This is a genomic window from Streptomyces sp. NPDC029044 (assembly GCF_040637495.1).
GTDB lineage: Bacteria > Actinomycetota > Actinomycetes > Streptomycetales > Streptomycetaceae > Streptomyces.
The window spans coordinates 113,757-126,159 of sequence record NZ_JBEZWN010000018.1; the positions used below are offsets into that span (position 1 = coordinate 113,757).

The 12,403-nt window shown below is 72.4% G+C and carries 10 protein-coding genes; 7 read left to right on the plus strand and 3 right to left on the minus strand.

The window, feature by feature from the left end; translation table 11 throughout:
• The first annotated feature begins 189 nt into the window (after positions 1–189).
• Positions 190–1,194, plus strand: coding sequence for a sugar ABC transporter substrate-binding protein (locus AB0E85_RS17555; RefSeq protein WP_361927588.1), 1,005 nt, complete (start codon positions 190–192; stop codon positions 1,192–1,194).
• Positions 1,195–1,221: 27 nt separating this feature from the next.
• On the opposite strand, the gene AB0E85_RS17560 is transcribed toward AB0E85_RS17555, so the two are convergent.
• The gene (locus AB0E85_RS17560; RefSeq protein ID WP_361927591.1) at positions 1,222–2,229 is read right to left on the minus strand and encodes a LacI family DNA-binding transcriptional regulator; all 1,008 of its coding nucleotides are present in this window, start codon (positions 2,227–2,229) and stop codon (positions 1,222–1,224) included.
• A gap of 215 nt (positions 2,230–2,444) precedes the next feature.
• On the opposite strand from AB0E85_RS17560, the gene AB0E85_RS17565 reads away from it, so the two are divergent.
• The 4 genes from AB0E85_RS17565 to AB0E85_RS17580 are packed head-to-tail and all read left to right on the plus strand — an operon-like array spanning position 2,445 to position 6,751.
• The gene (locus AB0E85_RS17565) at positions 2,445–3,395 is read left to right on the plus strand and encodes a TIM barrel protein (protein WP_361927594.1); all 951 of its coding nucleotides are present in this window, start codon (positions 2,445–2,447) and stop codon (positions 3,393–3,395) included.
• Between the two features lie 9 nt (positions 3,396–3,404).
• A complete protein-coding gene (locus AB0E85_RS17570; protein ID WP_361927597.1) occupies positions 3,405–4,844 on the plus strand; it encodes a sugar porter family MFS transporter in 1,440 nt (479 codons plus the stop codon).
• A 21-nt stretch (positions 4,845–4,865) separates the two neighbouring features.
• On the plus strand, positions 4,866–5,885 hold the full coding sequence (locus AB0E85_RS17575; protein WP_361927599.1) for a Gfo/Idh/MocA family oxidoreductase: 1,020 nt from the start codon (positions 4,866–4,868) through the stop codon (positions 5,883–5,885).
• Positions 5,882–6,751, plus strand: coding sequence for a sugar phosphate isomerase/epimerase (locus tag AB0E85_RS17580; RefSeq protein WP_361927601.1), 870 nt, complete (start codon positions 5,882–5,884; stop codon positions 6,749–6,751). Before AB0E85_RS17575 ends, AB0E85_RS17580 begins: the two co-directional genes overlap by 4 nt.
• 15 nt (positions 6,752–6,766) lie before the next feature.
• Here the strand turns inward: AB0E85_RS17580 and helR are convergent, their stop codons facing one another.
• Positions 6,767–8,926 (minus strand): RNA polymerase recycling motor ATPase HelR, encoded by a 2,160-nt coding sequence (gene helR / locus AB0E85_RS17585; protein WP_361927604.1) that lies wholly within the window; start codon positions 8,924–8,926, stop codon positions 6,767–6,769.
• A gap of 191 nt (positions 8,927–9,117) precedes the next feature.
• Between helR and AB0E85_RS17590 the strand changes: the two genes are divergently transcribed.
• A complete protein-coding gene (locus tag AB0E85_RS17590) occupies positions 9,118–9,999 on the plus strand; it encodes a Gfo/Idh/MocA family oxidoreductase (protein WP_361927606.1) in 882 nt (293 codons plus the stop codon).
• 36 nt (positions 10,000–10,035) lie between these two features.
• Here AB0E85_RS17590 and AB0E85_RS17595 read toward each other — a convergent pair whose 3' ends face one another.
• Positions 10,036–10,923 carry a GNAT family N-acetyltransferase gene (locus AB0E85_RS17595; RefSeq protein ID WP_361927609.1) on the minus strand — a complete coding sequence of 296 codons (888 nt, stop codon included), beginning with the start codon at positions 10,921–10,923 and terminating at the stop codon, positions 10,036–10,038.
• A gap of 326 nt (positions 10,924–11,249) precedes the next feature.
• On the opposite strand from AB0E85_RS17595, the gene AB0E85_RS17600 reads away from it, so the two are divergent.
• Positions 11,250–12,359: a PP2C family protein-serine/threonine phosphatase gene (locus AB0E85_RS17600; RefSeq protein WP_361927612.1), complete on the plus strand. Its 1,110-nt coding sequence runs from the start codon at positions 11,250–11,252 to the stop codon at positions 12,357–12,359.
• Positions 12,360–12,403 lie beyond the last annotated feature (44 nt).

Below are 12,403 nucleotides of genomic sequence, written 5' to 3' on the forward strand. Positions count from 1 at the left end.
CCCCGCGGCGCCCGCATAGTACCTGCCACTAGAGCGCGCTAGTCGCGCGCTCCAGTCACGAGAACGCAGGGGTCCGCACCCCGGACCACCGCATCACCCATGACCGCCGCCGCCCCGGGCGCCCACCCACCGCCCGTCTCCCGGACCGGGCGCGGCCCCCTCGTCCCAGCACAGTGAGGTGCACCCGACATGCGCAGACACCACAGAGCCGCCGCCCTGACCACCGCCGCCGTCGTCGGCGCCCTGCTCGCCGCGGGCTGCTCCAGCAGTTCCGGCGGGAAGAAGTCCGAGGCCGGCGGCACCGACGCCGCCGCGGGCAAGGCCACCACCCCGCGGATGACCGTCGCCCTGGTCACCCACGCGGCGCCGGGCGACACCTTCTGGGACCTGATCCGCAAGGGAGCCCAGGCCGCCGCCGCGAAGGACAACATCAAGCTCGTCTACTCCAGTGACCCCGTCGCCGGTAACCAGGCCAACCTCGTGCAGAACGCCATCGACCAGAAGGTCGACGGCATTGCCCTCACCGCCGCCAAGCCCGACGCGATGAAGGGCGTGGTGGCGAAGGCCAAGGCGGCCGGCATCCCCGTCGTCGGCTTCAACTCCGGCCTGGACGACTGGAAGGAGCTCGGCATGCTCGAGTACTTCGGCCAGGACGAGAACATCGCGGGGCAGGCGTTCGGCGAGCGGCTCAACCAAGCCGGCGCCAAGCACGCCGTCTGCGTCATCCAGGAGCAGGGCCAGGTCGCCCTGGAGGCCCGCTGCGCCGGGCTGAAGAAGGGCTTCAAGGGCACGACGGAGAACCTGTACGTCAACGGCACGGACATGCCGTCGGTGAAGTCGACGCTGACCGCCAAACTCCAGAAGGACTCCTCCATCGACCAGGTCGTCACGCTCGGCGCCCCGATCGCCCTCACCGCCGTGCAGTCGGTGAAGGACGCGGGCAGCGAGGCGAAAGTCGCCACGTTCGACCTCAACAAGGACCTCGTCGGGGCCATTCGGGGTGGCAGCATCGAGTTCGCCGTCGACCAGCAGCCCTACCTCCAGGGCTACCTGGCGGTGGACGCGCTGTGGCTGTACAAGACCAACGGCAACGTCAGCGGCGGCGGCACGGCTCCCGTGCTCACCGGACCGGCCTTCGTCACGAAGGACAACGTCGACAGCGTCGCGAAGTTCGCCGAGAAGGGCACGCGCTGACGGAACCGGGCGGCGGGGGCACCCGCGTCACGCCGGACCCGGGCCTTCCGGGACCGGCCCGGTCGTCCCCCGCACCACCAGCTTGGGATCCAGCACCGCCTCCCGCGGCTCCCGCTCCCGCTCCTCCAGCCGCTCCACGGCGAAACGGACGGCGTGCTCGGCCATCAGGAGGGCGTCCTGGCGGACGGTCGTCAGGCCGATCGGCATCAGGTGGGAGAGGTGGCTGTCGTCGTAGCCCACGACGGACAGATCGCGCGGGACCTCCACGCCCGCCCGGGTCAGCGCCATCAGCAGCCCCATCGCACAGCGGTCGTTGCCGGCGAGGACGGCCGTCGGCAGCGGCCGCCCGCCGTCCCGCTCGGCCAGGAGCAGGCGGCCGGTCTCGATGCCGGACTCCTCGGTGTGGTGACCGGGGATCACCCGCGCCTGGGCCTGAAGCCCGTGGCGGCGCATGGCGGCCCGGTAGGCACGCCGGCGCTCCGCCGAGCCGGGGCCGCGTCCGCCGTCGATGTGCACGATCCGGCGGTGCCCCAGCTCCACCAGGTGGTCCATGGCCTGGCGGACGCCCTTGCCCTCGGCCGAGTGCACGAAGTCGACCCGGGCCCGGGGCACCCGGCGGCTGACCGAGACGGCGACCGTGCGCCGGCCGAGTTCGTCCAGGAAGGCGGGTTCGGCGTCCGGGCCGAGCAGGATCACCGCCTCGCAGCGGTGACTGAGCAGCGCCTCGACCGCCTTGGCCTCGCTGCGGCCGTGGGTCGCCCCGGAGAGCAGCACGTCGTAGCCGAGACGTTCGGCCTCGGGGTAGATGCCCGTGATGAGGTCCGTGTGGAAGGTCTGCTGCACGGTGAACATGACGCCGAGCGTGCGGCTGCGGCCACGGGCCAGCAGCCGGGCCGCGCTGTCGGGCCGGTAGCCGATCTCGTCGGCCACGCGCAGGACCCGCTCCCGGGTCTCCTGGCTGGCTCCGGCCTGGTTGCGGAAGATGATCGAGACGAGCGCGCGGGAGACGCCCGCCTTCTCGGCGACGTCCGCCATCGTGGGCCGCTGCCTGCCCGATGCATCCACCTGTGAACCCACCCTCCGACGCCGCACACCTTACGGGGTGCCCCGCACGCGACCCCGTACGGGATCCTGCGATCTCCCGGCGACCAGCTATTGACATGACATTTGCACAGGGGTCATCGTACTCGAACTAGAGCGCTCTAGTAGCGCGCGACAGCGAGCGGAAACGCAGCGCGAAGGACACCACCATGGCAACGGCGCCTCCCTCTCTCCGTACCACCGTCGGCAACCTGTGCCTCGGGTCCGCCCCCGACTCCTGGGGCGTCTGGTTCCCCGAGGACGAACAACAGGTGCCGTACACCCGCTTCCTCGACGAACTGGTCCTGGCCGGCTACGAGTGGCTGGAGCTCGGCCCGTACGGCTATCTGCCCACCGACCCGCAGCGCCTCAAGGGCGAGTTGGACGCCCGGGGACTCAAGGTCTCCGGCGGCACCGCCTTCGGCGCGCTGCACCGGCCCGAGGCATGGGACGAGATGCTCGCCCACGTCCGGCGGGTCGCGGCGCTGACCGCCGCCGCGGGGGCGCACCACCTGGTCTTCATCCCGCCGATGTACCGGGACGAGAAGACGGGCGCGTTCACCGAGTCGCCCGAGCTGACGGCCGGACAGTGGGCCGGGTTCGGCCGGACCGCCGACCGGCTGGGCAGGCTGCTGCTGGACGAGTACGACGTACGGCTGGTCGTCCATCCGCACGCCGACAGCCATATCCAGACGCAAGCGGAGATCGAACGGCTGCTGAACGAGTCCGACGGCCGCTACACCAACCTGTGCCTGGACACCGGGCACGTGGCGTACGGCGGCGGGGACAACCTCGATCTGATCCGCCGGTTCGGTGAGCGGGTCGGCTACGTCCACATCAAGCAGATGGACCCGGAGATCCTCGCCCAGGTCGCCGCCGAGGACCTGTCGTTCGGTGAGGCCGTGCGGCGCGGGGTGTGCGTGTCACCGCCCGCCGGGGTGCCGAAGCCGGCCGACGTGGTCGCGGAACTCGCCCGGCTTGACGCCGAGTTGTTCGTGATCGTCGAGCAGGACCTGTACCCGTGCGCTCCCGAGGTGCCGCTGCCCATCGCGGTCAGCACTCGTGAACACCTGGCCGGCTGCGGTCTGTCGGGTACCCGGCGCCCGAACTTCGACAGGTAAGGAGCGGCCATGGACGTCAGGGACGACGCGACACCGGCCCCGACCCCCGCCCCCACCGACGGCGCCACGGACGGGACGCCGCCGGAGGTCTCCCGGCGGCTGCGGATCATCACGATCATCGCCACCTTCGGCGGTCTGCTCTTCGGCTACGACACGGGCGTCATCAACGGTGCCCTGCCCTACATGACCGAGGACCTCGGCCTGACCCCGGTCACCGAGGGCATGGTCACCAGCTCGCTGCTGCTGGGTGCCGCACTGGGCGCGGTGACCGGCGGCCGGCTGTCGGACGCGCGCGGCAGGCGGCGCGCCATCCTGCTGCTGGCCGTGCTGTTCTTCACCGGCGCGCTCGGCTGCACGCTCGCGCCGACGACCGAGGTGATGATCGTGGCGCGGTTCGTGCTCGGTCTCGCGGTCGGCGGCGCCTCGGTGACGGTGCCGGTGTACCTCGCGGAGGTGTCCCCCGCCGAGCGGCGCGGTGCCCTGGTCACCCGCAACGAACTGATGATCGTCAGCGGTCAGCTGCTGGCGTTCACGTCCAACGCGATCATCGCGCAGGTCGGCGGTGAGTCCGGCGGTGTGTGGCGGTGGATGCTGGTCATCGCGACGCTGCCGGCCGTGGTGCTGTGGTTCGGCATGCTGGTGATGCCCGAGAGCCCGCGCTGGCTGGCCTCGCAGAGCCGCTTCGGCGAGGCCCTCGACGTCCTCGCGCAGGTGCGCTCCCGTGCCCGGGCCGAGGCCGAGCTGAAGGAGGTCTCCACGCTCGCCGTGAAGGACGAGCAGACGAAGCTCGGCGGCTGGCAGGACATCAGGAGCACACCCTGGGTGCGCAAGCTGATGTTCGTCGGCTTCGGCATCGCGATCGTGCAGCAGATCACCGGCGTCAACACGATCATGTACTACGGCACGCAGATCCTGACCGACGCCGGTTTCGCCGCCGACAGCGCGCTCACCGCGAACATCGCCAACGGCGTGATCTCGGTGCTGGCCACCTTCGTCGGCATCTGGCTGCTGGGCCGGGTCCCGCGCCGCCCGATGCTGATGACGGGTCAGGTCGGCACGACGGCCGCCCTGTTGCTGATCGGGGTCTTCTCGCTGGTGCTGCCCTCCGGTGACCCGCGGGCGTTCGCGGTGCTCGCGATGACGGTCACGTTCCTCGCCTTCCAGCAGGGCGCGATCTCGCCGGTGACGTGGCTGATGCTGTCGGAGATCTTCCCGATGCGGATGCGCGGCTTCGGCATGGGCGTGGCGGCGGTGGTGCTGTGGCTGACCAACTTCGTCATCGGTCTCGTCTTCCCCTCCCTGGTCTCCGGGATCGGGATCTCCAACACCTTCTTCCTGTTCGTGGCGGCGGGCGTGCTGTCCCTCGCCTTCGTGAAGCGGTACGTCCCCGAGACCAAGGGCCGCACGCTCGAAACCCTCGAGGCGGAGCTCCGGGCGCGCTTTTCCTGACCACCTTTCAAGGAGTTCAGCATGACCGTACGTGTAGGCGTCATCGGCGCCGGAATGATCGGCCAGGACCACATCCGGCGGCTCACCGGGGTCGTCACCGGTGCCGCTGTCACGGCCGTGGCCGACGTGGACGCCGAGCGCGCCGCGGAAGTGGCGGCCCGGGCCGGTGCCGTCGCGCTGCCCACCGGCGCCGACCTCGTCGCCTCCCCCGACGTGGACGCCGTCCTCGTCACCTCCTGGGGGCCCACCCACGCCGAGCACGTCCTGAACGCGCTATCCGCCGGCAAGCCGGTGTTCTGCGAGAAGCCGCTGGCCACGACCGCCGAGGACTGCCTGCGGATCGTCGAGGCGGAACGGGCACACGGGCGCCGGCTGGTGCAGGTCGGCTTCATGCGCCGCTTCGACGCCGGCTACCGGCAGATGAAGGAGGTGCTGTCGACCGGTTCGCTCGGGACTCCGCTGATCGTGCACTGCGCGCACCGCAACCCCACCGTGCCGGAGTCGTACCACTCCGCCATGGCCGCCCAGGACACGGCCGTGCACGAGATCGACGTGCTGCGCTGGCTGCTCGACGACGAGATCGTCTCCGCCCAGGTGGTCACCCCGCGCGCCACGAGCAGGCGGTTCGGGCATCTGAAGGACCCCCAGATCATGATCTTCGAGACCGCCTCGGGCGTCCGGATCGACCTGGAGGTCTTCGTCAACTGCCAGTACGGCTACGACATCCAGTGCGAGGTCGTCGGCGAGGACGGCCTGGTCCGGCTGCCCGACCCGGCCGCGGTCGGGATCCGCACGGCTGCCCGGCACGGCACGGGTGTGCTCCAGGACTGGAAGGACCGGTTCGCGGAGGCCTTCGACACCGAGTTCCGCGAGTGGGTCGCCTCCGTGGCGGCCGGCACCGAGCCCACCGGCCCGTCCTCCTGGGACGGGTACGCCGCCACCGTCATCACCGATGCCGCCGTCCGGTCCCTGGAGGCCGGCGGCGAGACCGTCACCACCGACATGAAGCCCCGCCCCGCGTTCTACGGAGACACCGCGTGAAGATCGCCCTCGACCCGTACATGTTCCGCTCCCTGCCGATCGACGAGATGGTGCGCACGGTCGCCGAACTCGGCTATGAGTACATCGAGTTGTCGCCGCGCGCGGACTTCATGCCGTTCTTCCTGCACCCGCGTGCGGACGACGCGCGGGTGCGGGAGCTGAAGCAGTCGCTGCGGACGCACGGCGTGCGCCTGTCCTCGGTGCTGCCGCTGTACAAGTGGTCCTCGCCGGACGAGACCGAGCGGCAGGCGGCCGTCCGCTACTGGAAGCGGATGATCGAGATCACCGCGGACCTCGAATGCCCGCTGATGAACTCGGAGTTCAACGGCCGCCCGGAGCGCGCCGCCGAGAGCGAGGCCGCGTTCTGGCGCTCGCTGGAGGAGTTGCTGCCGCTGTTCGAGCGTGAAGGCATCGCTCTGAACCTGGAGGCCCACCCGGACGACTTCTGCGAGGAGAACACCCCGGCCGTCGATCTCGTCCGCGCGATCGACAAGCCGTGGGTGAACTACCTGTACTGCGCGCCGCACACCTTCCACCTCTCGGGCGCCTCGGAGACCGGCGCGGACATCGCGCGGATGATGCGCTACGCCGGTGACAAGCTCCGGCACGTGCACATCGCGGACTCCTTCAACCACAAGGGCTCCAGCGGCCTGCGCTACATCCTCAACCCGCCGGGCACCCCGGCCCGGATCCACCAGCACCTGGACATCGGCCAGGGCGAGGTCGACTGGGACGCCTTCTTCGGCACCCTGCGCGAGCTGGGCTTCGACGGGGTCGCCACGGCCTGTGTGTTCGCCTGGGAGGAGCGGGCCCGGGAGTCGTCGGCGTTCATGCTGGACCGCATCCGCAAGGAACTGATCGCCTAGCCCCGGGCCGGCGCGTCAGGAACTCCTGAGGATCACGAGCTCCTGCGTGGCCCGGGTCATCGCCACGTAGTGGTCGACGGCGCCCTCGACGCCCTCGCCGAAGTCCTCCGGGTCGACGAGCACCACCAGGTCGAACTCCAGCCCCTTCGACAGCTCCGGGGGCAGCGACCGGACGCGGGGCGAGACGGGCCGGAACGCGGGATCGCCGATCACGCAGGCGATCCCGTCGGCGTGTCCGGCAAGCCAGGTGTCGAGGACCGACGCCAGCTCCGCGGCGGACCCGTGGCGGACGGGGACGCCGCTGCTGCGGATCGACGTCGGTACGTTGGCGTCCGGCAGCGCGGCCCGGATGACCGGCTCGGCCTCCGCCATGATCTCGGCGGGCGTGCGGTAGTTGATGCTCAGCGAGGCCATCTCCACCCGGTCGAGACCGACCCGCTCCAGTCGTTCCCGCCACGACTCGGTGAACCCGTGCCGGGCCTGGGCGCGGTCCCCGACGACGGTGAAGCTCCGGGACGGGCAGCGCAGCAGCAGCATCTGCCACTCCGCGTCGGTCAGTTCCTGCGCCTCGTCCACGACGACGTGCACGAACGGCCCGGCGAGCCGGTCCGGGTCGGCGGTTTGCAGGCCGCTCTCGTCGACCAGGGAGTTGCGCATGTCCTGCCCGTGCAGCATGACCAGCACGCCTTCGCCGTCGTCATAGCTGTGAGCCTCCAGCAGGTTGTCGATGACGTCGGCCATGCCCTCCCGCTGGGCGGCGACGGCGGCCTCCTGCCTGCGCCGGCGCCGTGCGGCCTCCGGGTCGCCGAGCCGCTGCCGTGCCGCGTCCAGCAGCGGCAGATCGGACACGGTCCAGGCCTGGGCCTCCTCGCGTTGCAAGGTGCGCACCTCGTCGCGGCCAAGCCAGGGCGCGCACATCCTCAGGTAGGCGGGCACGGACCACAGGTCCCCGACGAGGTCGGTCGCCTCCAGCAGCGGCCAGGCGCGGTTGAAGGCCGCGAGCAGCTCCCGGTCCCGTGCCAGCGCCTTGCGGAGCAGCTCGTCCGGGGCGTCGCCGTCGTGCTTGTCCACGAGGATCGTGAGGAGTTCCTCCCAGACCTGGTCGCGTGCCTCGTTGTGCGGCGTACCGGGTTCCGCCGCCTCGAACGCCACGGCCCAGTCCCCGGCGCTCAGCCGGATGTCGGACCAGTGGGTCGTGACCGTCATCGCCTCGGTGGGCGGCTCCTCGTAGAAGCGGACGGCCTTCTCGATCGCCCGCACCATGTCCGCCGACGACTTCAGTCGGGCCGCCTCCGGGTCGGTCTCCTCCCCCGCTGTGGCCCCCTCGTCGACGAGGTCCCGCAGGACGCAGGTCTGCACGCCCTCCTCGCCGAGGCTGGGCAGGACGTCGGAGACGTAGGACAGGTACGGCCGGTGCGGGCCGACGAAGAGCACCCCGCCGCGGCGGTGCTGCCCGAGCCGCGGGTCGGAGTAGAGGAGGTAGGCGGCGCGGTGCAGGGCGACGACGGTCTTGCCGGTGCCCGGGCCGCCGTCGACGACGAGGGCGCCGCGGGACCCGGCGCGGATGATCGCGTCCTGGTCCGCCTGGATGGTGCCGAGCACATCCCGCATGCGGGGCGAGCGGTTGGTGCCGAGGCTGGCGATGAAGGCGGACTGGTCGTCGAGCGCTGCGTGCCCGTCGAAGCCGTCGGCGGTGAACACCTCGTCCCAGTAGTCGACGATCCGGCCGTCCGTCCAGCGGTACCTGCGGCGGCTCGCCAGGCCCATCGGGTTGGCGTGGGTGGCTCCGAAGAACGGCTCGGCGGCGGGGGAACGCCAGTCGACCAGCAGTCGGCGCCCCTCGCTGTCCGTCAGGCCGAGCCGCCCGACGTACACGGGCTCGGAGCCGTCCGCCGCGGCCATGTGCCCGAGGCACAGGTCCAGTCCGAAGCGGCGCAGGGCGCGCAGCCGTGCGGTGAGCCGGTGGATCTCGGCGTCCCGGTCCATCGCCTGCCTGCCCTTGCCACCGGGTGCCCTGCGCTCGGCGGCGAGGCGGTCGGAGAGTTCGGCGATGTTCTGCGCCAGGCAGTCGGCGACGGCGGCGAAGTGCTGTTCGTCCCCGGCGATCGACGCCGGGGCGGCCTTGTGCGCGAGGCGGTCGGGAAGATCGAACGCGCTCGTGGTCGCAGGGGTCACGTCATGCTCCCGTTTCCGCAGGTCCTGGGCTTAGGCCGGACAGTTTGCGGGAACCGGGGGGCCTTGCCGCAAGTCCCCCCGTGGGCTATAACTTGAGACAGGCGAGGAGAACACTCCTCGCCTTCGTCGTTGCCCGCCGCCCGTTTCCGTGTGGCACGCTCTTCGTCCTGACAGCGTGGAGAGGCGGCGGCATGCGCATAGGACTGCTCGGCACCGGACCCTGGGCACAGATGGCCCACGCACCCGCGCTGAGCGGGCACGAGAAGCTGGACTTCGCCGGGGTGTGGGGCCGTCGCCCGGAAGCCGCGAAGGAGCTGGCGGAGCGGCACGGCGTCCGCGCCTACGACGACGTCGACGAGCTGTTCGCGGACGTGGACGCCGTGGCCGTGGCGCTGCCGCCCGAGGTGCAGGCCTCGCTCGCGGCCCGGGCGGCGCGGGCCGGGTGCCATCTGCTGCTCGACAAGCCGCTCGCGCCGACGGCGGAGCAGGCGCGGGCCGTCGTCGCGGCCGCCGAGGAGGCCGGTGTGGCCTCGGTGGTGTTCTTCACCACCCGCTTCCAGCCCGTGCCGGCGGCGTGGATCGCCGAGCAGGCCGCGCTTGCGGGCTGGTTCACGGGACGCGCCGAGTGGCTCGGGGCGGTGTTCACGAGCGAGAGCCCGTTCGCGACGCCGTGGCGGCGGGAGAAGGGCGCCCTGTGGGACGTCGGCCCGCACGCCCTGTCCGTGCTGCTGCCGGTCCTCGGCGACGTACGGCGCGTGACGGCGGCGGTGTACGGGCCCGGCGACACGGCACATGTCGTCCTCGACCACGCGGGCGGGGCGTCGAGCACACTCACCCTGAGCCTGACGGCGCCGCCCGCCGCGGCCGGCGCCGGCGTCGAGCTGCGCGGGGAGGCCGGTGTGGCGGTGCTGCCGGACGGCTCCGACGGGGCGGTGCCCGCATTGATGCGGGCCGCTGACGCGCTGCTCGACGCCGCCCGGACCGGCCGCCCGCACGCCTGTGACGCGGCGTTCGGCCTGAGGGTGACGGAGATCCTCGCGGCGGCCCAGGACCTGCTGGACGGCAGGTCCTGAGCCGCGCGGCCGGGGGGTCGGCGGGCGGCCCGGTCCCTACGCCGGGTGGAAGTTGAGCCGCTCCTTCACCACCGGGAAGCCGGCCTTGGCGAAGTTCGCCGCCATCGGGAAGTTGCCCAGGTCCGTGGCCGCGGCGACGAACTCCGCCCCCTGCTCGACCAGGAAGTGCGTGCACTCGGCCAGGAGGTCGTAGGCGTAGCCGTGGCCCCGCTGGTCCGGCAGGACGCCGATGAAGCCGATGCAGGGGCCCGACGGGTTGTGGGCCGGGATGTGGATGCCGGCCGGATCGCCCTGCGCCGTGTACGCCACCTGCCACCACTCGCGCGGCGACGGGCACCAGTGGAAGAAGTCGAGTTCCTCCTGGGCCGCCCGGTCGAGTCCGCCCTGCTCGATGGCCTTGAGGGCGTGGGCGTCCAGGGTGACGGAGTGGATGCGGCGCAGCGCGTCGAAGAACACGGCGTCGTCCGGTTCGGCGCGGAACCGAAGACGCCCGGGCCGCTCGGGCAGGCCGGCGGCGGGGGTCCAGCGGTACAGGAGGCGTTCGACGAGGAGCTCGTAGCCGGCCTTGCGGGCGGCGTCGACCCGGGTGTCGGCGGCGGCGCGCAGGTCCGGGTCGTCGCGCCAGCCGGCGGGCAGGTTCACTTCCAGTTCGACCTGCCAGGGGGCGGAGCGCAGGAGTGCGGCGCCCGCCTCCTCCTCGCCCTCGGCCACGTCGAACCAGTTGACGCTGAGGGGCGCGGAGTCGTCGGGGCCGCCCCACCAGGCGCCGCGGGCGACGACACGGCCGTCGCGCAGGGCCACCCGCTTCCAGTCGGGGCGGTGCCGGGTCAGCCGGTGGCCCTCACGGGCGCCGAGCGGGTCGGGCAGGGTGTCGAAGAGTCCGGCGTCGCTCGTGTCGAGCGCGCGGATGACCACGTCGGTCATGGGATGTCCTCCGGGACGTGTGCTGCTGAGAGCGCTCCCGGTGGGTCAGTCGAAGCACGCCGGCTGGGCGGGGAGGGAGCGCGGAAACGGTGTGAACTGCACGGCTCTGTCCTCCTTCCGTCGGCCTCGGGGCGTGGTGCGCCACACGCTACGTGATCTCCGGCGGTGCCGTCCATCGGTTTACCGGAAGGGCTCAACAGCCCGCTGCGACAGCCGTCTTCGGGGATCGCGGGGACGCCGGCGCCGTTCGGGCCGGAGCCCGCGGCCGCCCGTGGCGGCGCGGGTCCCGGCGTGCGGCGGCCGGTCGGGCGTAGCAGCGTGGTGGTGTGAGCAGTGTGCGCGGCCGGCTGGCGCGGCGGGACCCGGACCGGCGGGGCTGGCTGCGCGGCGCACCGCCGCCCGGCTGGGCCCGGGTGCTGCCGTCGGCGCTGCTGGCGGGGGTGTGCGCGGCGGAGCTGATCAGCCCGGAGCCGCTCGACATCGGCTTTCTGCTGGGCGCCATCCCGCCGCTGGCCGTCCTGGCGCACGGCCCGGTGGCGACGGCGGTGCTCGGCGCGCTGGTGGTGGTCGTGCTGACCGTGCCCGTCTTCCATCTCAACGATCCCGGCAGTACGGATCTTCTGACCGTGTGCTTCGTGTCGGTGCTGAGCGTGCTGCTGTCCTATGTCCGCAGCCGGCGGAACGCCCAGCTGGTCACCGAGCGGACCGTCGCCGAGGCGGCGCAGCGGGCCGTCGTGCCGCCGCTGCCGGACCGGGTCGGGCCGGTGCGGTGCGCGGGGCTGTACCGGGCCGCGCAGCGCGGGACGCTGGTCGGCGGCGACTTCTTCGACGTACGGGCGGGACCCTACGGCGTGCGGGCCGTGATGGGTGATGTGCAGGGGCACGGGCTGTCGGCCGTGGCCACGGTCGCGGCGCTGCTGGGGGCGTTCCGGGAGGCCGTGCTGGACCAGCCGGACCCGGAGGCGGTGGCCGCCCGGCTCGACCGGAGGCTGGCGGTGGACTCGGCGGGCGACCCGAACGCCGAGCTGTTCGCGACGGCGGTGCTGCTCGACTTCTCCGCCGACGCGCAGGTCGTGCGGATCGTGGCGTGCGGGCAGGCCGGTCCGCTGCTGCTGCGGGACGGGCGGGCCGTAGAGCTGGACGTCGAGCCGTGCACACCGCTCGGTCTCGGTCTCGCCGGGGCCGCTCCGCCCCGGGTCGTCTCGGTGCCGCTGCGGGCCGGGGACCGGCTCTTCCTCGCCTCCGACGGGGTGACCGAGGCCAGGGACGCGCGCGGGGCCTTCTACCCCCTGGTGGAACGGCTGCCGGACCTGGCCGCCGAGGACCCGGTCGCGCTGGCCGAGCAGGTCTGGGAGGACCTCGTGCGGCACTGCCCGGACGTTCAGGACGACGTCACGATGCTGGTGCTCGCGCCGCGTCCGCGGGCCGGGCTCTGACAACGGCGGCCGGCGGCGGCCCGCGATGTTCGCGGACCGCCGCC

What these genes read in the sequence shown, in the direction of transcription:
- AB0E85_RS17555 (WP_361927588.1), top strand. Translation starts at nt 190, where the DNA reads ATGCGCAGACACCACAGAGCCGCCGCCCTGACCACCGCCGCCGTCGTC.
- AB0E85_RS17560 (WP_361927591.1), bottom strand. Translation starts at nt 2,229, where the DNA reads ATGGCGGACGTCGCCGAGAAGGCGGGCGTCTCCCGCGCGCTCGTCTCG.
- AB0E85_RS17565 (WP_361927594.1), top strand. Translation starts at nt 2,445, where the DNA reads ATGGCAACGGCGCCTCCCTCTCTCCGTACCACCGTCGGCAACCTGTGC.
- AB0E85_RS17570 (WP_361927597.1), top strand. Translation starts at nt 3,405, where the DNA reads ATGGACGTCAGGGACGACGCGACACCGGCCCCGACCCCCGCCCCCACC.
- AB0E85_RS17575 (WP_361927599.1), top strand. Translation starts at nt 4,866, where the DNA reads ATGACCGTACGTGTAGGCGTCATCGGCGCCGGAATGATCGGCCAGGAC.
- AB0E85_RS17590 (WP_361927606.1), top strand. Translation starts at nt 9,118, where the DNA reads ATGCGCATAGGACTGCTCGGCACCGGACCCTGGGCACAGATGGCCCAC.
- AB0E85_RS17595 (WP_361927609.1), bottom strand. Translation starts at nt 10,923, where the DNA reads ATGACCGACGTGGTCATCCGCGCGCTCGACACGAGCGACGCCGGACTC.